This window comes from Sutcliffiella horikoshii (genome assembly GCF_019931755.1).
Classification (GTDB): Bacteria; Bacillota; Bacilli; order Bacillales; family Bacillaceae_I; genus Sutcliffiella_A; species Sutcliffiella_A horikoshii_E.
In genome coordinates, this window is record NZ_CP082918.1 from 4,256,162 (window position 1) to 4,279,588 (window position 23,427).

Annotated in this window: 25 protein-coding genes and 1 riboswitch; of the genes, 5 read left to right on the forward strand and 20 right to left on the reverse strand. The window is 41.5% G+C overall.

Going from position 1 to position 23,427, the window contains the following annotated elements; genetic code table 11:
* Positions 1 to 4 precede the first annotated feature (4 nt).
* On the forward strand, positions 5 to 1,252 hold the full coding sequence (locus tag K7887_RS21655) for a glutathionylspermidine synthase family protein (RefSeq protein ID WP_223491656.1): 1,248 nt from the start codon (positions 5 to 7) through the stop codon (positions 1,250 to 1,252).
* A gap of 12 nt (positions 1,253 to 1,264) precedes the next feature.
* The gene (locus tag K7887_RS21660) at positions 1,265 to 1,663 is read left to right on the forward strand and encodes a DUF350 domain-containing protein (protein WP_223491657.1); all 399 of its coding nucleotides are present in this window, start codon (positions 1,265 to 1,267) and stop codon (positions 1,661 to 1,663) included.
* A gap of 49 nt (positions 1,664 to 1,712) precedes the next feature.
* Here the strand turns inward: K7887_RS21660 and K7887_RS21665 are convergent, their stop codons facing one another.
* The 8 genes from K7887_RS21665 to K7887_RS21700 all read right to left on the reverse strand — a co-directional run bounded on the left by K7887_RS21665 (position 1,713) and on the right by K7887_RS21700 (position 8,620).
* On the reverse strand, positions 1,713 to 2,738 hold the full coding sequence (locus K7887_RS21665) for an ion channel (RefSeq protein ID WP_223491658.1): 1,026 nt from the start codon (positions 2,736 to 2,738) through the stop codon (positions 1,713 to 1,715).
* Positions 2,739 to 2,755: 17 nt separating this feature from the next.
* Entirely contained in the window at positions 2,756 to 3,814 is a 1,059-nt protein-coding gene (locus K7887_RS21670) for a GGDEF domain-containing protein (protein ID WP_223491659.1), read from the reverse strand.
* 114 nt (positions 3,815 to 3,928) lie between these two features.
* On the reverse strand, positions 3,929 to 4,819 hold the full coding sequence (locus K7887_RS21675; RefSeq protein ID WP_223491660.1) for an EamA family transporter: 891 nt from the start codon (positions 4,817 to 4,819) through the stop codon (positions 3,929 to 3,931).
* A gap of 27 nt (positions 4,820 to 4,846) precedes the next feature.
* Entirely contained in the window at positions 4,847 to 5,128 is a 282-nt protein-coding gene (locus K7887_RS21680; RefSeq protein WP_223491661.1) for a YkvA family protein, read from the reverse strand.
* A gap of 219 nt (positions 5,129 to 5,347) precedes the next feature.
* Positions 5,348 to 5,914: a dihydrofolate reductase family protein gene (locus K7887_RS21685; protein WP_223491662.1), complete on the reverse strand. Its 567-nt coding sequence runs from the start codon at positions 5,912 to 5,914 to the stop codon at positions 5,348 to 5,350.
* A gap of 83 nt (positions 5,915 to 5,997) precedes the next feature.
* Entirely contained in the window at positions 5,998 to 6,474 is a 477-nt protein-coding gene (locus K7887_RS21690; protein ID WP_223491663.1) for a peptide-methionine (S)-S-oxide reductase, read from the reverse strand.
* Between the two features lie 60 nt (positions 6,475 to 6,534).
* Complete coding sequence (locus K7887_RS21695; RefSeq protein ID WP_223491664.1) at positions 6,535 to 7,257, reverse strand: sulfite exporter TauE/SafE family protein; 723 nt, start codon at positions 7,255 to 7,257, stop codon at positions 6,535 to 6,537.
* A gap of 169 nt (positions 7,258 to 7,426) precedes the next feature.
* Entirely contained in the window at positions 7,427 to 8,620 is a 1,194-nt protein-coding gene (locus tag K7887_RS21700; RefSeq protein WP_223491665.1) for a M14 family zinc carboxypeptidase, read from the reverse strand.
* Between the two features lie 355 nt (positions 8,621 to 8,975).
* Here K7887_RS21700 and K7887_RS21705 point away from each other — a divergent pair, with 355 nt between their 5' ends.
* Positions 8,976 to 11,375 carry a penicillin acylase family protein gene (locus K7887_RS21705; RefSeq protein WP_223491666.1) on the forward strand — a complete coding sequence of 800 codons (2,400 nt, stop codon included), beginning with the start codon at positions 8,976 to 8,978 and terminating at the stop codon, positions 11,373 to 11,375.
* A gap of 117 nt (positions 11,376 to 11,492) precedes the next feature.
* Here the strand turns inward: K7887_RS21705 and K7887_RS21710 are convergent, their stop codons facing one another.
* Complete coding sequence (locus K7887_RS21710) at positions 11,493 to 11,939, reverse strand: DUF4385 domain-containing protein (RefSeq protein WP_223491667.1); 447 nt, start codon at positions 11,937 to 11,939, stop codon at positions 11,493 to 11,495.
* Between the two features lie 169 nt (positions 11,940 to 12,108).
* Between K7887_RS21710 and K7887_RS21715 the strand changes: the two genes are divergently transcribed.
* Positions 12,109 to 12,462, forward strand: coding sequence for a hypothetical protein (locus K7887_RS21715; RefSeq protein WP_223491668.1), 354 nt, complete (start codon positions 12,109 to 12,111; stop codon positions 12,460 to 12,462).
* Positions 12,463 to 12,605: 143 nt separating this feature from the next.
* On the opposite strand, the gene K7887_RS21720 is transcribed toward K7887_RS21715, so the two are convergent.
* The 6 genes from K7887_RS21720 to K7887_RS21745 all read right to left on the reverse strand — a co-directional run bounded on the left by K7887_RS21720 (position 12,606) and on the right by K7887_RS21745 (position 18,749).
* Positions 12,606 to 13,715 carry an alpha-hydroxy-acid oxidizing protein gene (locus tag K7887_RS21720; RefSeq protein ID WP_223491669.1) on the reverse strand — a complete coding sequence of 370 codons (1,110 nt, stop codon included), beginning with the start codon at positions 13,713 to 13,715 and terminating at the stop codon, positions 12,606 to 12,608.
* A 9-nt stretch (positions 13,716 to 13,724) separates the two neighbouring features.
* Entirely contained in the window at positions 13,725 to 14,390 is a 666-nt protein-coding gene (locus tag K7887_RS21725) for a methionine ABC transporter permease (RefSeq protein ID WP_223491670.1), read from the reverse strand.
* Positions 14,387 to 15,400: a methionine ABC transporter ATP-binding protein gene (locus tag K7887_RS21730; RefSeq protein WP_223491671.1), complete on the reverse strand. Its 1,014-nt coding sequence runs from the start codon at positions 15,398 to 15,400 to the stop codon at positions 14,387 to 14,389. The genes K7887_RS21725 and K7887_RS21730 overlap by 4 nt, the downstream gene beginning before the upstream one ends.
* A 55-nt stretch (positions 15,401 to 15,455) precedes the next feature.
* Complete coding sequence (locus tag K7887_RS21735) at positions 15,456 to 16,268, reverse strand: MetQ/NlpA family ABC transporter substrate-binding protein (protein WP_223491672.1); 813 nt, start codon at positions 16,266 to 16,268, stop codon at positions 15,456 to 15,458.
* Positions 16,265 to 17,380, reverse strand: a complete 1,116-nt coding sequence (locus tag K7887_RS21740) for an iron-containing alcohol dehydrogenase family protein (protein WP_223491673.1) — start codon at positions 17,378 to 17,380, stop codon at positions 16,265 to 16,267. The genes K7887_RS21735 and K7887_RS21740 overlap by 4 nt, the downstream gene beginning before the upstream one ends.
* A gap of 59 nt (positions 17,381 to 17,439) precedes the next feature.
* Positions 17,440 to 17,557: riboswitch (SAM riboswitch) on the reverse strand.
* Positions 17,558 to 17,876: 319 nt separating this feature from the next.
* Positions 17,877 to 18,749, reverse strand: coding sequence for an EamA family transporter (locus K7887_RS21745; protein WP_223491674.1), 873 nt, complete (start codon positions 18,747 to 18,749; stop codon positions 17,877 to 17,879).
* A 181-nt stretch (positions 18,750 to 18,930) separates the two neighbouring features.
* Here K7887_RS21745 and K7887_RS21750 point away from each other — a divergent pair, with 181 nt between their 5' ends.
* Complete coding sequence (locus K7887_RS21750; protein ID WP_223491675.1) at positions 18,931 to 19,551, forward strand: DUF2238 domain-containing protein; 621 nt, start codon at positions 18,931 to 18,933, stop codon at positions 19,549 to 19,551.
* Positions 19,552 to 19,828: 277 nt separating this feature from the next.
* On the opposite strand, the gene K7887_RS21755 is transcribed toward K7887_RS21750, so the two are convergent.
* The 5 genes from K7887_RS21755 to K7887_RS21775 form a co-directional block, all read right to left on the reverse strand.
* Complete coding sequence (locus tag K7887_RS21755) at positions 19,829 to 20,257, reverse strand: ASCH domain-containing protein (RefSeq protein WP_223491676.1); 429 nt, start codon at positions 20,255 to 20,257, stop codon at positions 19,829 to 19,831.
* Positions 20,258 to 20,443: 186 nt separating this feature from the next.
* Positions 20,444 to 20,923: a 23S rRNA (pseudouridine(1915)-N(3))-methyltransferase RlmH gene (gene rlmH / locus K7887_RS21760; RefSeq protein ID WP_223491677.1), complete on the reverse strand. Its 480-nt coding sequence runs from the start codon at positions 20,921 to 20,923 to the stop codon at positions 20,444 to 20,446.
* An 82-nt stretch (positions 20,924 to 21,005) separates the two neighbouring features.
* The gene (locus K7887_RS21765; RefSeq protein ID WP_083800967.1) at positions 21,006 to 21,161 is read right to left on the reverse strand and encodes a CxxH/CxxC protein; all 156 of its coding nucleotides are present in this window, start codon (positions 21,159 to 21,161) and stop codon (positions 21,006 to 21,008) included.
* A gap of 108 nt (positions 21,162 to 21,269) precedes the next feature.
* Complete coding sequence (locus K7887_RS21770) at positions 21,270 to 22,523, reverse strand: S1C family serine protease (RefSeq protein WP_223491678.1); 1,254 nt, start codon at positions 22,521 to 22,523, stop codon at positions 21,270 to 21,272.
* 107 nt (positions 22,524 to 22,630) lie between these two features.
* On the reverse strand, positions 22,631 to 23,425 hold the full coding sequence (locus K7887_RS21775) for an MBL fold metallo-hydrolase (protein ID WP_223491679.1): 795 nt from the start codon (positions 23,423 to 23,425) through the stop codon (positions 22,631 to 22,633).
* Positions 23,426 to 23,427 lie beyond the last annotated feature (2 nt).

The following is a 23,427-nucleotide window of genomic DNA, read 5'->3' on the forward strand; positions in this document are numbered from 1 at the left end:
TTAAATGAAAGAGCAAGTGTATCAAACAGAGCGTGAAGCGTATTATGCAAAGTTCCCTTCCTTTTGGAGCAATCTATATGATCAAGAATATGCCCTCTATTCTGTACACGAAATTGAGCCGGAAGAGGCTGAGAATATTTGGAATGTGGCCAATAGGGTTGGACGTATTTTCTCGAAGATGGCTAAGCTACTGCGGGGACTGGAGAAAGAAACTCTTCTGGAACTTGGGTATCCAAAAGAAACCATTCCATATCTATCAATCAAGGAGATAGTGGCTGAGTCCATTATATCCCGGGTGGACCTGGTTAAAACGAATGATACATATAAAGTATTGGAGATTAATAGTGACACGCCCACCTTTATTAAAGAATTATTTCAAATGAACGGGGAAGTGTGTAAAGAGTTTGGTCGGGTAGACCCTAATGGCAAAGAAGAAGAACGTCTAGGAAGAGCTGTAAAAAATGCAATTTTTGAGAGCTATCAGGTTTTGGAGAAAAAGGAGTTCCCGAACATTGTTTTCACTTCTCATGATGAAAATTTTGAGGATAAACAAACGGTATTATATTTAAAAGATATTTGTAGACTCCCATCCCAATATGTTCCCCTGCACAAGCTGAAAATCATTGAGGGGGAAGCTTTACTTGATGGGGAGGGGAGAAAAATTGATGTCCTGTATCGCCAAACCTTTCCAATTGAATCGCTCATTATGGATAAGGATCAGGAGACTGGCGCGAATGTGGGCCTTCAATTGTTGGAATTGGTGCGTTTAAAGAAGCTGGCCATCGTCAATCCATTGAGTGCTTTTCTTTTACAATCAAAGGCAGTGCAAGCGGTCATTTGGGGGCTTCATGAACAAAAGAGCGAATTTTTTACACAAGAGGAGCATAAGTGGATCAGTGAGTATTTCCTCGCAACCTATTTAGAGCCCACACCTTTCCTGTCAGCAGGTAAAAAATATGTGGAAAAGCCGACTTTTGGTAGAGAAGGCGATTCCGTCAAAATATATACAGCCACAGGGGAAAAGGTAGAGGAAGACCCAAACAACAGTTATGTTGACTATGTTCAAGTCTATCAAGAGTATGTGGATTTACCAGGAATTTCGTTTCAAACAGAAACTGGATGGAAAGATGGCCATATGATGATTGGTGCATTTTTGGTGAATGAACAAGCAAGTGCATTTGGATATCGGTTAGGAAAACAGATCATCGATAATTTATCTTATTTTATGCCTGTAGGATTCAAAAAAATTTAAGGAGTGATTGGAATGGGAAGCTATTTAGCAGCTTTTGGTTTATATGCAGGAACAGCGTTTGTTCTTTTGTTTGTTGGTTTATTTTTGTTTGATTTAACTTCTAGGAATGAGAAAATAAAGCTTGTTTCACAAGGAAATACAACGGCAGCACTTGTGATGGGGGGAAAATTACTCGGTTTGGCATTTGTCATCGGGTCAGCCATCGCACATTCCGTATCTTTTTGGGACATGGTAATTTGGGGAGTTATTGGTATCGTGGCGCAAATCGTCTTTTACATACTAGCTGAAGTGGTCACAATCAATTACAGCATTAAAGATGCAATCAATGAGGATCGTGTGTCTGTAGGAATCTTATTGATGATGTTCTCCTTGTCTATTGGTTGGATTATTGCCAGTTCGTTAACGTATTAAAAAAAGAAGAGCACAAAGCAATCTTTACGACGCTTTGTGCTTTTTCTATTTAACCCGCTTTAAACTTTGATTCGTAGGTATCCTTATCACAAATGATATAGAGCTTTGCGCCGCTTGGAATTTTCTCATCCAACCTTCTATTAATATTCAAGTCTTTTCCGTTTGATAAAAGAGTTGCTCCTTTTTCAAGGATTTCATGAAAAGCTTGTTTATATGTGATCCAAGAAGGGTCTGCAGCAATTTCATAAATATTATCTCCATGCATTCTGCTCGTTAATTGGCTAAAAAGATGCGTGGACCCATTATATAAGGTTGCCTTTGCCATTAAGCGAGATGCGGTTTCACCAGAGATAACAAACTCGTCTACATTAGCATGGGAGAAATTCGGGATGCTTTTTTCTTTTCTGATTTCTACGATTGTATAAATATTTTTGTTATGTAATTTTGAAAGCCGTTCTACAGAGGATGCGACCAGCAATGTTTTCCCATCCGAAAGGGAAGCATCTTCTATCATGTCGTCTGAAAATATAGTCACTGATTTTGCTTCAAGAACGTTCGCCTTTAACAAAACAGCGTCCTCACTCGCATCTCCTTGTACGTAATCAACCTCTAAATCACAAGGATTTGTTTTTTTAGAATCTATTAAGACGATCTGGGCGTTCTGATTATCCTCCAAGATTTCTGTCATTGCTCTTTCTGTCTTCTCTGTCCAGCCAACAAAGATAAAATGATTGGTCTTTTTACTAGTCAATTTACCATGCTCCTTCCACTTGCTATACAAAGATAATAGATTAACAACTTTTCCAATTAGAACACCAATTAGCCCAATGCCAAAGATGAATAAAAACATGGCAAAACTCTTTCCTGCAACTGTTACCGGAGACACATCCCCGTATCCGACCGTAGTAACAGTGGTCATCGTCCACCATAAACCTTCAAATACGGTAGGAAAAGTCGCCGGTTCTAAAAGATGCATGATGAGTGAACTTCCCGCAATAACCAGAATGGAAATTAGAACAATAGCAAAATTATTTGTTTTAATGACACTCTTAAATACTCTCTGTAATATCCACACTTCAAATCACCCCTTTATTACCCTACTTCTGCCAAAACAATCCGGTTTCTCCCGCCATTTTTTGCTGTATAAAGCAGTTTATCTACTTTTTCCACTAATAGGTCGGGGCGTTCTCCGTCTTGCTTGCCAGAGCCAAAGCTCATCGTGACGGAGAATGGCTCCCCATTATCATAGAATAGATGGCTTGCTACTGCTTGTTTAATTTCATCAAGAATTTCTTTTACCTCAAATTCATTTTTGTAATAGAGGATGAGCGCAAATTCCTCTCCCCCATAGCGGAAAGCCTTTCCCTGCTTGTTAGATAGAACAGAGGTTAGAATCTCCCCAATCTGCCTCAGCACTTTGTCTCCTGTAACATGTCCATATTGATCATTAATCAATTTAAATTTATCAATGTCAGTCAAAGCTAGGTAAAACTCTTTTTCTTTTTCCAGGTCATTTCGCAGGCATTCTTGAAAGGAACGGTGATTTGCTAGATTGGTAAGGTAATCGCGATTTGCCGCTTCCACCAGCAAGCTATTCTCCCAATGGTGTTTCCGTTCTCTAGAAACAATGATACCTCCTAATCCACCTATCAGGAGTAAAAAGAACACGGCACTATAATAGTCAATCATGCTATGTAATGAAGTTGGGTCTTGCGCCTGAACGAAAAAAATAATGGAGTAAACAAGCGTAAAGAAACCGGCTGCAATCATACCACCGAGAAAACGCCAGTAAACCGCCACATGTAAAATAATTAGGTAAGCTAACGGAAAAAGCGGACTCTCCAAGCCTCCAGTTAATGGGACCAAGGCTGAAAACGCCACAAAATCAAAAAACGGGCCACACTTTGTCATCATGACGTACATCTTTGATCCTTCAGGTGTCTTATGTAAATAGTAATCTGATATTCCCATATATAGAAAACCAAAAATGACTAATAATACAAATAAAAAAATCTTCCATTCAACAGGGTTTTCCATGTTCTGAACCGCAAAAACCACTATCGACAAAACAAGAAAAAACCAACGCAAAGAAGAAAAAATAATCTCCAGTGCATGATGAGACTGGTAAGCATTCTTTAAAAAAGCATTCATAACGTCCACATCCTGTAAAAAACTTATACCTCTTCATTATAAAGGAAAACCGGGCAGAAGGGACAGGCACAGCGACCCATCAAGGAAAGAAATTTTTTAAAGGGAGGCATTTCTTTATGCTGCTCTATTTTCCCCTTTTCTAGCAGAATTCCTTGATGCCCCTATCAACAATCCAATCCCCAGCATCAAGAGAACCATTCCCATCCAAGAAGTAGCATTCAAGTTTTCCCCCAACAGAAACACCCCGAATAAAGCTGCCGTCAACGGCTCTGCCAAAGCCAGGGTTACCGCCGTGGAAGAGGAAACATAAATAAGGCCCTTCCCAAAAAGAAAATAGGCTACCCCTGTTGTCATCACCCCAAGATAGAGAACAATGCTCCAGCCGCGGACATCCGCTATCCATGACATTTCAAATATAAACAAAAACGGCGCTAAAAAGACGGCGCTTAACGTAAATACAACCGCGACAATGGAAAGGGACGGGAATTTCCCCACAAGGTCCCGACTAACGATGGTATATACGGCAAACGAAAGCCCGGCCCCTAATGCCATTAATACCCCCACAGGATCCACCACGACAGAATCCTTATTCAAAAAGAGCATCAGACAGCCTAAGATGGACAAAAAAGTAGAACTCCACCAAATTCTACTCGGACACCTTTTAAGAAAGAGCCATTCGAGAAAACCCGATAACACCGGAGCACTACCTATCGCAACCACCGTACCAATCGCCACCCCTGTAATCGTCACGGCAGTAAAAAACAGCGGCTGAAACAACGCCATGCTTAACGCAGCAAGAATCGTCACCCGGAGTGGCCAGTTCTTCAAGCTCAACCCGCCAGTCAGAAAAACAAGAATCAATAAAAAAACGCCCCCAACCGCTAAGCGGGCAGCCCCAACCGCCACCGGATGCGCTGCTTCAGGCGCAAAAGTCTGCGCCGTCCCGGTAGTCCCCCATAGGACAGCGGCAAATAAAATAAGAAAAGGAGCTAGTTTTTCGTTCAAAGCCCTCACCTCATACCAATTTATTCTCTATTTCTCCAAAAGCTTATACTTCTCCTTCAACGAAGCAGGTGCCATCTTCACGATCCGCTCCAACACAAACGTTACCACCATCACATCATCTAACACACCAAAAACCAGAAGATAATCCGGAATTAAGTCGAAAGGGAAAATCACATAAGCGAGCAGGAGCACCACACCAACTATCTTTTTCGCCCCCGATACTTCTCCTGATCTAAAATAATCTATTAAAAAAGGAATGAACCTCCAAAAGGTAAAGATGAACTTCAAACGCCTGACAAACTTCCACATGCTAGGGACCTCCTTTGGGTGTGGGTTGAAGAGACAGTTTCATGCTCAGGTAAAATACAAATCAAGAAAAATGAAATCATTATTAGGGGTAGAAATAGCGTTCGGGCAGATATTTCCCGTGTATGATAAATCACCACCGGAATATCCGTTTAAGATTAATGAAGTGATAAGCGTATAAACAGCGGGAATCTACATTCGCCGCTGTTTTATATATTGTCCTTAACTACTCCTATGGTAAGTTAATTGTACTACGCCAGAGGAAAATGTTCTTGTTAGAACCAATTTCAAGTTTAATCTTTCTTTGATACTAACAAAAAGCGGTTTTCCTTGTCCCAGAACAACAGGGTGGACAGACAACCTGAATTCATCGACGAGTCCTAAATTTATGAAAGTGGTAATTAGACTTGCTCCTCCATAGAGCCATATGTCTTTACCGGTCTTTTCCTTTAACTTCAATACCTCTTCTCGAATATTTTCATTGATAAATATCGCTTCATTATCTGTTCCTTTTTGTGTCTTGGAAAACACATACTTCTCTTTACTATGGACCAAGTTCCACATTTCTTTATCTATCTCGGAATCTTCGGTTTTGGGGATATATTGACCCCATAAATCGTAACTTTTTCTTCCATACAGGATCGTATCAATTTCATTTAAAAATTTGGTGAACTCCATATCAGGATCCATAATGCACCAGTCTACTTCACCATTGATTCCTTCAATAAAACCATCTAAAGTAACGGCTAAATCTAAAATAATTCTTCTTTGCGTAATGTTTTGGGCCATTGTTTATCCTCCTGTTTGTGGGATAAAAGGTCATTTCAGTCGACATGTGTTGCTTTAAAGTAAACGTGGACGGAATTATCCTTTTAACCCTTCTTATATTTATTTAATAACTCTTCCGGGATATGACAGTAATCATCTGGACATCTCGTTAGCCTATCTTGATGCTCCTCTGCACTTCTCACATAGTTTGTGAGTGGTAGTACTTCCACGACAATACGATCACGATCAGCTCTATTATTGATAAAAGTCCTCGCCTCTTCCAAATGTTCAGGATTCTCACTATACACTCCCGTTCTGTATTTCTCCCCAACATCCTCTCCTTGTTGATTTAAACTATACGGATCAATTATTTCAAAGTAATATTCCATTAATCTTGTTAGAGTTACAACATACGGATCAAACTCCGTTTTTACACATTCCGCATACCCATCATACTCACCCTTAAGCGTATGACCTGTGCCATTCGCTCTTCCCGCTTCCGTAAACGTAACTCCTGGCAACGTTTTAATAAATGCCTGTACACCCCAAAGACATCCACCTGCAAAATATACTACTTCCATGTTGTCACTCCTTTTGGGTTGAGGGGACAGGCACGACGGCCCATCTACACCTTCATTTGTTCACAATAATCCCAAACTCTCGACCAATAAGTAAATTCCTGTAAATATTAAGATTATATATGTAAATATAAGAAAAATCCTTTGATTAATCCATTTAAATAATAGTTGTCCTAAATACAAGCCCACAAATACCAAAGGCAAGCCCCATAAGCTTGATACCCAGACTGTCTTGTTTGTTCCAACAAAGATTATTTGAATGACTAAGCTAACGAGGTAAATAAATAGAAAAAAAGCCAGCGTAGTACCTCTTAATTTTTCTTTTTCGGTATTTGTCCCTGAAAAATATAATAATAAAGGTGGCCCAGGCATCCCTATACTTGTCGTGAACAAACCTGATAGTCCGCCTACAAACAAATCCCTCTTCTTATTTTGTATAATACGAAACTTTAGGACGAGCATTACTGTCAGCACCAAAATAATAAGACTCACTGCTAACTTCAATCTATCTATATCAATTAACAGGAAGATTACTGTTCCGATGGGCAGACCCGTAACGCTTCCTGCCACAAACCTTCCAAGTATCCCAAGATCAATATCATTTCTAATTTTCATTATTAAGGCAATGGATATGATCAAAGACAAAATTAAGTTAATTTGAATGGCTTCACTAGGTTCAAATAGTAAAAGAAGAAACGGAGTAGCCAAAATGGAAAACCCAAAACCTGTACTCGTTTGAAGTACAGAAGCAATAAAAATGATTAAAATAAATGCTATTATCTCCATAGCACACCCGCTTTCCACAGAACAAAAATAAAGATACCGTTAGTAAACAGTATCTCCATTACAATTAGTTTAACATTTCATATGGGTTGTGGGGACAGGTTCCTTGGTCCATCTACCCTTTAAAGCGTAGACGGCCTGAATTACCTTTCCCCTTGTACTTATTAATCTGTTAAAATCCAGGAGTACGCGAACTTAAAGGAATATCCTCATATCTTTCAGGGTCAAGTTCGTTTACAGTACCATCGGCTACTCCGTTAATGATTCCCATCAGGCCTGTTTCCACTGTTTTTACCAGCTGACCTTTTTTCTTTTGCCCAAAATTCTGTGTTTGGCCGCTTACTTCGAAGAGGACGGTTCCGCTTCCGTTTAATGCAAAGGAACCAAGGGCCGTTCCAGGTAGGTCAATATTTTGATCATATAAAGAAATATTGGTAAAGACCGATTCCCCTTTTGCCTGCAGGGCATCATAGAGGGCCAGGTTCAATTGACGGGAGAAGTCGATGTCATAATTATCTGCATAGGCCTCATACTTTTCGCCGCCAGGTCTGTTAGGATCAGTGACAAATTTACCTGAAATCGACATGGTCACCCTATCATCTGTCCCTTCAATATATGGAAATCCTTGGTGATGAAGGTCAACGAAAACATCCACATTCCCATACTCCGCCTTTAATTCTTTGTACACATCTCTTACTGTCTGCGCTTCCGGTGTAATGTACCAACCATAAGCATTGGATGCACCAGGGAAATCCTCTGGCTGTGGAACATAGTCCAGGTCAGGGTTAAAATCACGATTCACGTCAAAGCCTGGGTTCTGGTCATAATTCCAAATTCCAGGATAGGCATAATAGTTCCATGCAGGCGAGACTCCCGCAAGCTGAGGAAATGCTGCCACGACCTCTGTCCATTCCATTTCATTACCACGACGACTCAATTCAGAACCATCCACGTTCAGCATAGGGATTACCACAATCGTAAGCTCTTCCAAAATTCTATTTACTTCTGGAGAATTGCTGGAACCAAGCTTTTGTAAAATGTTGAGGAGCGCGACCGTACCTGTTTTCTCGTTCCCATGAATTTCACTTTGAATCAGAACTACCTTATCGCCATGACCTACAGAAGCCTTATAAATGCCACGACCCTGATTCGTATAACCAGCAGTCTCCACTGTTACTTTTCCTTGGCTTGTTTGTTGAATCTGCTCTAATTTATTTCCAAGTTCCTCATAATTGATATACCCATTAATAGGTAGGGTTTCTCCCGGCTGCGGACTTGGCCCCGGATCAGCAGAACCTATCGTCGGTACAGCCAGTAAGGAAGCTGCCAAAGCTGTTGAACTTAAAATTTTCCAAACCTTATTCATTCTAAATCCCTCCATGCTTTTATGTAGTTGCACTGAATGAATTCTATATTCTTTACTAAATTCCTTTCGGGTTTCGAAAGATGAAACTTAAAGACTAGAGAATTGAGAATAATTATTCATATTTTCTGACTAATTAAAGAATACACCACCTACTGTACTATTTAGATATGCGAAATTTGTCCACATTCCTTAAGGTAAAGTCTATTAAAAATACACAACATTATGGAACTTGGTGATATATGATTCAAATGTACCTAACACTCTGCTTACCGTGATATAATAATTCTAACTATTCAAAAAACTACAAAGATACTTTTGGTTAGTTGCAAACGTTCTCATTATAGGGGGTTATGGTGTGGAAGTTGTAATAAAGAAAAAGTTCCGGATATGGCCTAAAAAAAGAAGATGGCAAGTCACCATTTCGGTAGCATTGGCTATTTTATTACTTGCTATCGTTACAGTTGGTTACTTGTATTGGTTTCTAAATAAGAGCGTACCGCAAACAGAAGGAACGATTGAAGTAAGTGGACTAATAAATATTGTAAGCGTTTACCGAGATGAAGCAGGTATCCCTCATATTGAGGCCGAAAATCAGCATGATCTTTTCTTCGCACAAGGCTATGTAACTGCACAAGATCGTATCTTTCAAATGGATTTAAGTAGAAGACAAGCATCCGGTATGCTAAGTGAGGTTGTAGGAAAGCAAGCGCTTGACCGCGATAAATTTTTTAGAACGCTAGGATTAAGAAGAGCTGCAGAAAAGTCGCTCGATTATTATTCTGAAGAAGCAAGAAAAGCATTAACTTCCTATGCCGAAGGAGTAAATCAATATATTAAACAGGCGAAAGTAGCTAATACCCTACCTATTGAATTTACAATCATGGGATATGAACCAGAAGAATGGACTGACTTGGATTCTATTACGATTGGAAAATATATGGCCTTTGACCTTGGAGGGCATTGGGAAGGGCAAGCGTTTCGTCACCACCTAATACAAAACTTTCCGGAAGACAAGGCGCTAGAACTTTTTCCAAGCTATCCCGAAGATGGTCCTTCCATTATCCAAGCTGTAAAAGATTCTACTATTGATATTGGAAAAAGCTTTGCCGGAGCCGTTATCCCCCACGAATTTAACGGAAGTAATAATTGGGTAGTAAGCGGCGAAAAATCTGAATCAGGCTTTCCATTACTAGCCGATGACCCTCATCTTGGGTTAGCAACTCCTGCAATATGGTATGAAACACACCTTCAATCCCCTGAGATTAACGTTAGTGGTGTTATTTTTGCAGGGATTCCTGGTATTATTCTTGGCCGAAATGAAACAATTTCTTGGGGTGTGACGAACGTTGGACCTGACGTACAGGATCTCTACATAGAAAAGCGCAACCCAGATAACAAGCATGAGTTCCTGTATAACGACAAATGGGAGCAGGCTGAAATAATAGATGAGAAGATATTCATTAAAGACGAGCAACCACTAGATTATGAGGTAGTAGTGACAAGACACGGCCCCATCATGTCTGAGTTCGCACATTATGAAGATACGAATACTGCACTTGCCATGAAATGGACGGCACTAGAACCTTCTACAGAGCTCGAAGCTGTCCTGAAGTTTAGCAAAGCAACAAACTGGGAGGAGTTTAAAGAAGCCTTAACATACTTTCATACACCAGCGCAGAATTTCGTCTTTGCTTCTACAGATGGAACGATTGCGTACCGGGCGAATGGACTTATCCCTATTCGAAAGAAAGGAGATAGCTTACTTCCGGTACCAGGTTGGACGGATGAATATGAATGGCAAGGATATATACCGTGGGATGAGCTTCCAACCGTTGTAAATCCAACGGAAGGCTATATCGCAACCGCAAACTACAAAGTGGCAGAAGAGGAGTATCCATACCATCTCTCGAATATCTGGGCTCAACCCTATCGTCAGCAACGAATTCAAGACGTTTTAGAATCTAAGGAGAAATTAAATGTGGATGACATGATGCAACTCCAATTCGATCATTACAATCTCCAAGCAGAAGAGTTTGTCCCGATCCTATTAAAAAATACAGATGTATCTAACCTTAGAGAGATTGATAGAGAGGCCATAGAGACATTTGAAAACTGGAACTTTACAGACAGTACCGATTTAGCTGCGCCCTTACTCTTCCACTTTTGGATGGAGGAGATTGCTAACTTGTTGTTTAATGATGAGATTAGTGAAGACGTACTAAAACTCTTTTCAGGAAAAGGCAACGTGGTAGATCAACTGCTACGGGAAGCTCATCAGGGAGATGAAGGTATCTGGATTAGTGAAAAAGGTGGTTTACAGAACGTTCTGCAGGAATCTCTTACAAATGCGGTCAACCGAGCGAGTAATTTCCAAGGCGAAAATCCAGCAGATTGGAAGTGGGGAGAAGTGCATGCAGCCGAGTTCTCTCATCCATTGTCAGCTGTTAATCCTTTACACCTTCTTTTCAATAGAAAAGGGGCTATTCCAATGAGAGGAAGCAGGGTGACCGTTGGTGCTGCTGGCTGGAACAGTGAAACAGGAAAAGTAAACCACGGTGCATCCTGGAGAACGATTGTGGACATGAAAAACCCATTAGAGAGCTTTAATATCGTCGGTCCAGGTCAGTCTGGACATGTGATGAGCCCTTGGTACCATGATCAGATGGATGATTGGACAGAAGGAAAATATCATCAGACATTCATGAGTAATGAGTATCGCGAGGAAGCTAAAACGCTAGTTTTACAACCAAAATAAATAGTAATGGATATAGAAAGCGAGTAAACTCAAATCATTTAGATTACTCGCTTTTTTACTTTCTGTTTTAAAGCATATGAGCAAACCCCCTTCCTTTCCTTTCATTGCTACTGTCCTTCATCCATATTTCTTCTGGTGGTCTTTTTTCCGCATAAGATAATTCTTATCCTCCCTGGCAAGCTTCCATTTTTCCATAAAGATGGTCGCTGACTCAGCCTTTACCGGGTCATTCTGCCTATCATTTACCTTGTCATCTTCGTCATATTTCTTCCCGCCTTTATAATTTGTGTAGCGGCGGGCCCGTGTATAGCCCATCTGCAAAAACTTTCTTGCCATATCCATTCCGACAAAATCCTCTTTTTCCTTATAATCAAGAAACATCTGATAGATTTTATCGGATGACTCCGCTGCAATTTCCGGGTTCTTAAAGCGCCAATGCTGCAGGATTTCACTTTTATAAGGTTCCACCAGTAATACACCCTGTTCTCCCCTGCCAACCCTATACATTTCAGGATTCTTACGAAAATCAATCTTCTCAAAGTCTAAGTTATAGTTGAAAGCCATGGTTATCACCCTTTTTATTTGAGGAATACCCTTGGGAGAATATTCGTATGCACAGAAGACATTTGGCAGATATTTGCCCGTTTATTTACAAGAGTAACCCATGCCCTGTCAGATTCTATCAAAGTGCATATCATATCTATGAATCTATGAAAATAAAGGAGGTTAAAAAATGGAAGATAATATCCTAAAGTCTATCAGACATGGCTTGGGGAATATCTGCAATATCCCTCACATTGGCACACATTTAATTACCGTCGTTGATGCAGAAGGCAGAAGTAGAACATCCCTAGCAAGTGAAGAGATTTTAAGACCCGGAGAGATTGGTGTCGTGTTTTGCTTGCCTATATTGGGGGCTCCAACGAGAAGATTACCAGACGTCAACTTAAGAGGAGACCAATATGTTAGAATTTTTTGCGGTCTAACCACACTTGATGTATTTTGCGAAAGAAGAGTAAGTGGCCCGCCAGCACAAACAATATCGATGAGAACAGGGGAATTTGTCGTCGTTACATGTGATCGATGATACTTTCTAAGTTCCAATCACAAACAGGGACGGTTTGCTGCTTTGATAGCAAAAGCCGTCCCTTTTTTAACTTTTTTCTTTTTCAACTCTGCTTCACACTTATAATGGTTATGGTCACCAAGATGACGGCCATACCTGCTGAGTTAAATATAATTTCTATCTATATCCCTCACAACTAAATCACGATTTAATTCAGATACAGCACGCATTCCCGCTGTGGCCACCGTTGCATCAAGGTCATATATGAAGTTATCCAGTACTGTCTTTACTCCTTCTTCGCCATCAATGGCAAGGCCATACACATACGGCCTTCCCAAAAGGACCGCATCTGCCCCGAGTGCCATGGCTTTCACCACATCGGCGCCTTTGCGGATACCACTATCAAAAAGGACGGGAATGCGCCCCCGCACTTCATCGACAATCGCCGGTAAGGCTGCGATGGACGAGATGCATCCATCAAGCTGCCTTCCTCCGTGGTTGGACACAATCAGTCCGTCCACTTTATACTCCATAGCCTTTTTGGCATCTGCTGGATGCAGGATTCCTTTTAGAAGAATCGGAAGGGTGGTTGCTTTACGCAAGGTTGCGACGTCCTCCCATGTGAAACCAGGTGCAAATAGGTGTTTCACTTGTTCACCGATAGCGCTATGGAAATCTTGGCTTGGCGGACAAGCCAATTTGTTTTGGAAAACTGGGTCTGAAAAATAATTACCAGAAGCCGCTCCTAGTCTGAATGGGGCATATTGATTGGTCAGATCTGCTGCTCTATAACCAAGGGCCGGCATATCCACTGTAAGAACGATTGCTTCATATCCTGCCTGCTCCGCTCTTTTAACAAAGCTCAACGTGATTTGCCAGTCACTGCTGCAATATAGCTGAAACCATCTATCCCCTGCCTCCGCAGCAATCTCCTCCATCGAAAAAGACGAAACGGTGCTGGCAATAATGGGGATCCCTACCTGCTTGGCTGCGCGGGAAACAGCAAGTTCCGCTTCTGGATGAACAATGCCCAGATTGCCGATTGGAGCTAAAAAATAAGGTGTTTTGTAGGTTTTACCAAATAGGGAGATGGATAGGTCCCGCTTGGAGACATCCTGAAGAAATCTTGGCCTGATTTTCCACTTCCGCAGGTCTGCCACATTATCCTGCATGGTTTCCTCATCCCCTGATCCACTTCTTACATAGGTGAAAGGATGAGGAGCTAAGATACTCTCGGCCTTTTTTTCCAGGTCTTCAAAATGATAAACATTCATCACACACACCTAATCTTTCTTAAGCTTTGATGCTAACGTATTTCCGAGTGACTGTAGCCCTTGAACGAGGATGATCAGTAATATGACCGTCACATACATAACATCCACTTCATAGCGGAGGTGCCCGTATCTATAAGCTAAATCGCCCAATCCGCCAGCACCGACAAGGCCAGCCATCGCAGTGGCCCCAATTAATCCAATCGTTGCGATCGTCAAGCCTAAGACGATGGAGGATCTTGCTTCCCTGATCATGACACTCCAAATGATGTCCTTTGTCTTGATACCCATCGCTTCATATGCCTCTATGACACCTTTATCCACATCTAATATGGAGGATTCCATCAGCCTTGCAATGTAAGGTGCGGTATATACAACAAGCGGTACAATCACACCCTGCACACCGATCGATGTACCAACAAGGAACTTTGTGAACGGCAGAATGAAGAACAACAGGATGATAAATGGAATAGAGCGGATGATATTGATGATGGTGTTCAAGACACCATGTAGATATTTGTTTTCAAGGCTTTTCCCTGGCCTTGTCAAAACAAGGAAAACTCCAAGGGGCAATCCGATCACAATGGAAATCGATAAAGAAATGGATACCATTTGAAAGGTTTGGATAATTGCCTCCCAAATATCACTTCCCCATGTATCAAAGAATTCGATAATCATCCTGCCACCTCCTCAATGATGATCCCTTGGTCTTTCAAATATTGAATGGATTTCTCTGTCTCTTCCACCGGTCCCCTTAAGTGCACGAGCAGGCTTCCAAAAGGTGTTCCTTTAAGCTCGGTGATATTCCCGGAAAGGATATTTGGATACACATCAAATTTTTTGCTGATGGTCGCGAGTGCGGGATCATTGGAAGAGGATCCTATATATTTGAAAGACACAATTTTCCCTGTGCCTTGAAGAGATTGGAAAACCTCTTCTGTCAGCTGATGGTTAAACAGACTATTGACAAATTTCTTGGTTGTTTTTTCTTTTGGATGGGTAAAAATATCCACGGTTTTTCCCTGCTCAATAATCTTCCCATTTTCCATGACCGCCACCCTGTCGCAGATTCGTTGGATAACGTGCATCTCATGCGTGATGAGCAGGATCGTGATTCCTAGCTCCTCGTTGATCTTTAATAATAGCTCTAAAATGGACTCTGTTGTGTCCGGATCAAGGGCGCTTGTCGCCTCATCACTTAGTAAAATTTCTGGTTCATGTGATAATGCACGTGCAATCGCAACCCTTTGCTTTTGCCCTCCCGAAAGTTGACCGGGAAAGGCGTCCGTCTTATCCTTCAGCCCAACAATAGACAAATACTTCGTTACCCTTTCATCAATTTGGGACTTGGGCAAGCCAGTTAAACGAAGGGGGATGGCGATGTTATCGTAAACAGTCGCTGTTTTTAATAGGTTAAAGCCTTGAAAGATCATGCCAATTTTTCTTCGGGCAAGTAGCAGCTTCTGCGAAGATAAGGAGGTAAGATCAGTTCCGTCTATCAAGACCTTCCCATTAGAAGGCCTCTCAAGGAGATTCACACACCGGATCAAGGTGCTTTTCCCAGCACCGCTATACCCGATCACGCCATAAATCTCTCCTTTTTGTACCTCCAAGGAAACATCTCGCAATGCTTCTACCTTCCCTTTTTTTGTTTTAAAGGTCTTTTCTAAGTGGACTAGATTAATCATTATGTTCCTCCTACTCTAAGAAGTAAGAGCCGCTATAGTAAGCAGCTCCTTTTTTTTACCAAGATGCCAAAACAGAGCCTTCGAACGTTTCTTCAATAAATTGCTTTACTTCGTCTGAATGGTAAGCCTTGATCAGTTTGTCTAAAACCGGATCATCTTTGTTTTCGGTACGAACAGCGAGCAAGTTCACCCAAGGAGAATCACCTGGCTCCATGAAGATCGAATCCTCGGTTGGAACAAGTCCATGTTCCACTGCAAAGTTTGTGTTGATGGCGGCAGCTGCCAACTCATCTAGCTGACGGGGGATTTGAGCTGCCTCAAGCTCCACGAATTCAAGATTTAATTCGTTCTCCTCCACATCCTTTACTGTAGCTCCAACCCCAGCGCCATCTTTAAGCTTGATTAATCCCGCTTGTTCAAAAAGGATAAGTGCACGCGCTCCATTTGTCGGATCATTTGGAAGCCCTACTTTATCTCCATCCTTTAATTCGCTTACGTCGGTAATGGAATCGGAGTACATTCCCATTGGAAAGTTGACGGTATTGGCAATTTCCACAAGATCTAAGCCCCGGTCCTCTTTAAATTGATCTAGGTATGGTTTGTGCTGAAAGCTATTTACGTCTAATTCTCTTTCTGCAAGAGCCACATTAGGCATCACATATTCATTGAACACGACAATTTCAATCTCTAGCCCATCTTCTTCTGCTACTTCCTTCACCTTCTCTAAAACCTGTTCATGCGGGCCAGCGGTCACTCCTATTTTCAACTTATCCTCACTTAACGCCTGTCCCTCCCCTTGCTCTCCTCCACAAGCGGTGACTACCAATGATAAAAGAATGCTCATGCATAATACTGCGAATTTTTTCATGCTTCTCTCTCTCCTTTTTGTAATGTTTCTAGTTTTGCAATGGCAGCAACAATATCCTGCTGCGTAAATTTGTTTTTCATAAAATGGATGGATTCGTGAGGCAAAAGCGCCTTTTCAGCGATTAGATGTATATCATCTCGCCCCTGAATATGTAGGTCCCCACAAGAGGATGGCAATCCTATTTGCCTATAGAAAGGGAGCAGCGAGCTGATTTCTTCCTCGTTCCCCTCCAGTGCAAGTTGTACGAGTATCCCATATGCCACCTTTTCTCCATGAAGCAGCTCCGTTGTGCCAGGTAGATGTGTTAGTGCATTATGGATCGAATGTGCTCCCGCCACTCTTCCATACTCATCTCCAAAGCCACCTACCATTCCCCCCAGCAAAATATTCGCCTCGATAATGGTGAGGACAGAAGGGGAAAGATTACCTGCCTCGCAATCTATCAGCGCTTGATGGCTCTCCTCTAATAATCGATTTCTACTTAATTTTGCTGCATGCAGTGCTACCTCCACAGGCAACGGGATGTAATCCAATCCATGCACAATGGCATTCGCCTCATACCATTTGGCAAGCGTATCCCCAATTCCAGCTTTCAAATATCTTGACGGTGCTCCTAGGATCACCCTCGGTTCTACTAGAACCATATAGGTACTGCGGGGAAAGACTGTGTAGGTTTGGAAGCGTCCCTCGTCATCATATATGACGCTTAACGGTGTCCAAGCCGCACAAGTAGAGGCAAGTGTCGGTATGAGGATGACGTCCTTTTTAGCCTCATGGCCTGCAGCCTTTGCAAGATCCAGGACCTTCCCTCCGCCTATTCCAATGACAGCATCGACGTGTAAGGATTCTGCCAGCTCTTTACATCTTTTTATTTCAGATTCTGAACAGATACCGGAGTAAGCAACATACGTCGCATTAGCCTCCTCACGCTCCGGCCAATACGGTTTAATAGCCTGGAATGACTTCTCTCCATGAATGATCAGCAAGGAACCTATGTCCCTTTCCTTTAAAAGCACGGACAATTCCTGCAGTATATCCTCCTTGCATTTATAAAAGCTTGGTGCTCCTTGAATTCGAATTGAAATGTTCCTCCCCCCCCATATTGTAGACAAAATAAAAAAGCCTCCCTAATAAAAAAGAGAGGCTTACGTATTTAAAAATACTCTGTCCTCTCTCATCTTCCAAAACACTCCACGTGTCTTGCTGGAATTAGCACCTTTCCTTACGAAAAACATAAGAATGGTTGCCGGGCATCATAGGGCCAGTCCCTCCACCTCTCTTGATAAGAGAATTTGCATATTAAATTAGTAAAATTCTAAAATTTAATTGTAAGTATAGTCTGTATTTTTAATGCTGTCAAGAGGTAAAGCAACAAAGAATCAGGAGACGAAAGGCTTGGTATTATTTAATATTATTTTCGATGAACTACATACTGTAACGAAAATAGGAAAATCAGAAACATGAATGGTATTTTTTAAATATATACAGAAGATAATACTCATGCATTTATGAGTGAGGTACAGGTCTAAAAAATCAAATTGAAGGACAGGAACATAAACGCAACTATGCTTTAGTGTATAGACGGGTCGAGGAACCTGTCCTCTTTATTCAAGAGTTACTTTTTCTACTCTGCTTCACACCTAAGATGGTCACTGTCACCAAGATGATTGCCATACCTCCAAGCTGGGTTGCTGTAAGCAGTTCACTCAAAACAATAAATCCAAAAAGGGACGCAGTGACCGGTTCCACCATTGCAATAATGGAAGCTGAAGTCGGCGATGTTCGTTTCAAACCAACTACATACAAGAAGAATGACAAGCCTGCTCCCAATATCCCTAAAAGAATCATCCATAATAAGTCCGGTGAGTTAAAAAGAGAAACTGCTTCACTCCGATCAGTGAAAAACATCGTAATGATAGTAAAGGCAAGAAATGCGATCGTTAAAATTCCTTGCGGTTGCCCGTGGCGCGAGGCATTTTTAAAACCAAAAATGAATAATGCATACGATAACCCCGCGCCTAACCCTGCACCAAGTCCAAGCATCGTGATACTATCGGAGCCAATGCTGTAAACCTCTGTCAGCAATACCACTCCAGCCATCACCAAACCAATAGCCAGCCATTTAAATAATGACCCTTGTTCAAGACGAAGTATAAAAGAGATAAGAAGGACAAAAACTGGCGCAGTATACATCAATGTTGCCGCTACCGCAATACTGGCCTCTGAGATACTGACAAAGTAAAAAATAAAATTCCCTGCTACTCCAACACCTGCCACAATGGACCAGAACAGCAGCGGCTTATTCCACCGGGTAGGCTGGAACAAGAACCAAATAAGAATACATAATAAACCTACTGTTCCCCTATAAAAGGAGATGACCAGGGGGTCCCAACCTTTATCCATTAAAAATCCGCCGAGTCCTCCGGAAATGCCCCATAATATTGCTGCTAAAGTTACTAATCCAAACCCACCTACACGCATACTGTTACCTCCACTTATTCCTCTTAAAACCCGTAAAGATAACAATACCTCTTAGTAAAGGATTTATAACTTAATTTTTGCCTATCTTTTTTCAGAAACCAGCAACCATACCTCTTTCTATATTTTTTTAATTTTAGCAAATACTATATCCATCTTGTTTTCTGATGGAGAGATGATTTGAGTGTTAGGTAAAAAAGCAAGTTCGATACATTTTTTTTTCTCATTTGTGGTTATACTCGTTCTTATTTGGTCCCTAATTAAACCTGTAGAAGGTTATATGATTTTGTTGGTGGAGGTTTTACCTTCAGTATTAGTCTTAATATTTTTAATATCAACATACAATAAGTTTCGCCTTACCACTGTTTCCTATTTCATCATTACCCTTCTAGTCATTTTAACGTTTATAGGAGGGCATTATTCTTATTCCAAAGTCCCTCTCTTTTCATGGATTAGAGACTATTTTGATTTACAAAGAAACCACTATGATCGGTTCGGTCATTTTCTAAAAGGGTCTATTGTGTTAGTTATAATAGAGATATTATTAAGGAAAACAGCTTTATCGAAAAGTAAAACCACAAACTTTATTGCTCTATGTATAACTCTAGCAATCGGGGCTTTCTATGAAATCATTGAGTGGGCAAGTGCAAAAATAGGGAATAAAGGGAAAGTCACAAACGATTTTTTAGGTATGCAAGGAGATATATGGGATGCCCAATGGGATATGGCACTTTTATTAGTAGGTTCTATTCTTTCGCTTCTATTCACAAAGATTCTTTATAAAGAATTAGATAAATTTAAATAATGGGTTGATATTTACTTAAAAGAAGGTAGATGTCAAAAATACCATGTTATAATTTATTCCCTTTATACAAACATCTTTCTTTTCACTTTAAAAAATCCCTTTGGATAAAAATATCTAAAGGGATTTAACGATTTGTTTGTCTATAAAGTTTTTCTTAGTTCTCTCATCCAAGCTGGTCTAATCTTTTAATAGTTTTTCGTCTCTTATTAAACTTTCCGGGATTGCTAAATCCATTATTCCTATATACAAGTGAAATACTGCTTACCGGCATCGCCTTTCATAATAAATCAGTTTCCCATAACCCAAGCTGGCCTTTTGCAGGGATACGTTCATTCAAGATCTTCATGTCTTGAACCTCCCAAGCATATCCTCCCACAGTAAAGTCTCCTAAAAAAAAATCATTTCCTGATACGATTTGTCCATTTTCCAGAACTGCTGATGTCTGGTTTTTTTCAGTTATCTTCAGACAATTTTCCAGCCTGCAGATAGCAATAATCATTCCGGTGGGAAGGGTCTCTTCAGTATATCCATGCTTACAGAGCAGTGAACGGATGGCCACATGCCTGCAGACAGCCTTATCGATTTTTTTACTTGTATGAATAGCCAACGGCCCGCGATAATTTGTTTTCCATGACCTTGTTTCAAATTCATTCTCTCGAAGGACAAAAAGACTTGCCCAGGGCTGAATCATAGATAATACCTTCATTCTCACGGCCACCAATCTATAAAGTTTCGTTTGTCTTATCGTGTCCGTAGAGAAGAATATTATTAGCAAAAAGGATTAGTTGGAATTCGGAAAACACAATTTACAGATTTTTCAATGCTTCTCGTCTATAAAAGAGTTTGTTTCTTTAAACTATTTAAAGCCATTTAACATGCTTGGAGTTTACCATTACTTATGGTACGGTTCCCCCCGATTAATCCTAAACCCCCGATAAACCTGCTCCAACAATATCAACTTCATCAACTGATGCGGAAACGTCATCTTCGAAAAGGACAGCGTATCATTCGCTCTCTTCATCACGTCCCCACTCAAACCTAATGATCCGCCAATAACAAACGCGACCTTACTCTTCCCATAAGTCGCAAGCTTATCCATTTCCTTCGCTAACTCTTGAGAAGAACGCTGCTTTCCTTCAATCGCCAAGGCGATCACATGTGTGTCATCGGAAATTTTCGCCAAAATCCGTTCGCCTTCTTTGTTTTTCACTTGTTCCATTTCGGCTTCGCTTAATTGCTCTGGTGCTTTTTCGTCTGGAAGCTCCACGATTTCAATTTTTGCGTAGGCACTCAAACGCTTCAAGTACTCATTTATTCCTTGTTTCAAATACTTCTCTTTCAGTTTTCCAATTGTGATTATTGAGATATTCACATGTCATACCACCTTGCAAACAGTTTATCCACAAAAGTTATCCACATATCAACAGTTTCTATCCACATTTAGTGGGCGAATATCAGTTCCCCACCATATATACAGCAGGTTCAGAACATAATTCACAGGTTGTTGATAACTTCTCTTCCTCCGGTAACATCTCCAATATTGGTGCTTCTTCGTGCTCATCTATGTACATTTCCATGGCTAATTCAATATGCTCTAAACAACATTTCATTTTATCCACAATCCTTTCCATTCCTTCATTAACTTCACTATAATACCATTTATCCACATGTGTGGAAACAAAAAGAGGAGAGATTTCAATTATCCCTCCCCTTTTCTACTACTCGCCGGTTGTATCTTCCGTTAAATCGACGGTCGTTGTTTTTTGATCTTGGCCACGATAAAATGTTACCTCCATCTTATCGCCGACTTGCTTTTCATTATAGAGATGTTTTCGCAGCTCAATCACATCTCGCACTTGTTCCCCGTCAAGCTCCACAACCACATCATATTCCTGCAATCCCGCATTAGCAGCAGGCGAACCAGGGGCTACCCCGGTAATATAAACTCCCGCACTAACTTCTTTTGGAAGCTTCAATGTCTGCTGCCAGTGATAGCTGGATACATCCGACAAGGATCCGATGCTAACACCGAAGTACGGACGTTTTACTTGTCCATATTGCTCCAAGTCATTAATAATTGGAATCGCCGAGTTGACCGGAATGGCCAAACCGATTCCTTCCACGGCAGACTGGGCAATTTTCATCGAGTTGATGCCGATGACTTTTCCTTGAATATTGATTAATGCGCCTCCGCTGTTTCCAGGGTTGATGGCAGCATCCGTCTGCATGACATCTGCATGCCAGTCAGGTGTGCCGTCCCTGTTCACATCCACTGGAATGCTTCTGTCTGTTCCCGAGATAATTCCTTGTGTAACGGATCCGGAAAATTGTAAACCGAGTGGGTTTCCGATGGCGATAACGGGTTCGCCTGTGCGGACGCTGTCAGAGTTGCCGAAGTCTGCAACCTTTGTGACCATTTCATCTTCCATGGACAACACGGCAAGGTCTGTGAGCGGATCTTCTCCGAGCACCTCTGCCGGCACCCTTGTCCCGTCAATCAGGCTCAATTCCACCTGGGTTGCCCCTTCGATAACATGATAGTTCGTCACCACATAAGCTTTACCGTTCTCTTTTTTATAGATGACTCCAGAGCCTGTTCCTGCTTCGCCTTCTTCGTCTGTTTCCACTTCTGTGTCGTTCCAGAAGGAGGCATTTTGCAGGTTGATGACGCCCACCACTGCTTCTGCGACATTATCGACTGCCTCTGTGACACCTGATGTTACATTAACGGAGACGTTGCGAATTTCCGCTGCCGCCCCGCCGGATTCAGGCTGTTCTGGAAGCTGCTCTCGCTGCTCGACGGCCTGACGCTCGCTTCCATCTGGCATAACCCGGCCTGTTAGTCCAGGGAACGCTACAGCGAGTAGTAATACGCCAAGTGACAATGCTACAATTCCGGGGAGAAAGTACTTCCCTCTGTTTCCTTTTTGTTTAGAGTGATCAGATGGATCTTGTTTGTCGTAATATCCCATGTTGTCCTTCCTTTCTTTCACATCGCATCGAAACCAACAATCGACCGCTTCTTCATGTAAAAGTCCAGAAAAAAGACAAAAAGAAAGGCGCTTTAAGCCTAAGACTTTTACACGAAAGCAAGCGCGGTTGGTTTATTAGGGTCTGTGTCATACAACTCCACTTGTTCTCCCACGATTACACCTTGTGTGGCAAGTGTTTGCTGGACAGACATCCTCGCTAAATCTTTCATGTTATTATCTTTACTTAAATGCGCCAAATAAATACGCTTCGTTTTGTCTCCCATGACGTCTGCCATGGCAAGGGCTGCATCCTCATTAGATACGTGGCCAACATCGCTTAGGATGCGGCGTTTAATGCTCCACGGATAGTGTCCCATCTGCAGCATCTGCACATCGTGATTGCTTTCAAAGACATAGGCGTCGGCATTAGAAATGATACCTTTCATCCTGTCGCTGACATAACCTGTGTCGGTGATGACCACGACCTTTTTATCGCCGTCATGGAAGGAATAAAACATCGGCTCTGCTGCATCATGAGATACACCAAATGACTGGACATCAAGTCCACCGAATGTTTTCACCTGTTCGATTTCAAAATTGAATTTTTGCTCTGTCGGGATGACGCCAACCAGGCCGTCCATCGCCTTCCATGTCTTTTCATTGGCATAGATCGGGAGCTTGTACTTTCTCGCAAGTACGCCAAGCCCCTTAATGTGATCGCTATGCTCATGTGTCACCAAAATTCCGGATAGGTCTTCTATTTTTCTGCCTATCCCATTAAACAGTTCTTGCATTTTTTTGCCGCTCAAACCAGCATCGATTAATAAAGAATGCTCCTCTGTTGCGACATAAATTGCATTTCCTGTGCTGCCGCTAGCTAGCACGCTAAAATGCAGGCTCATGT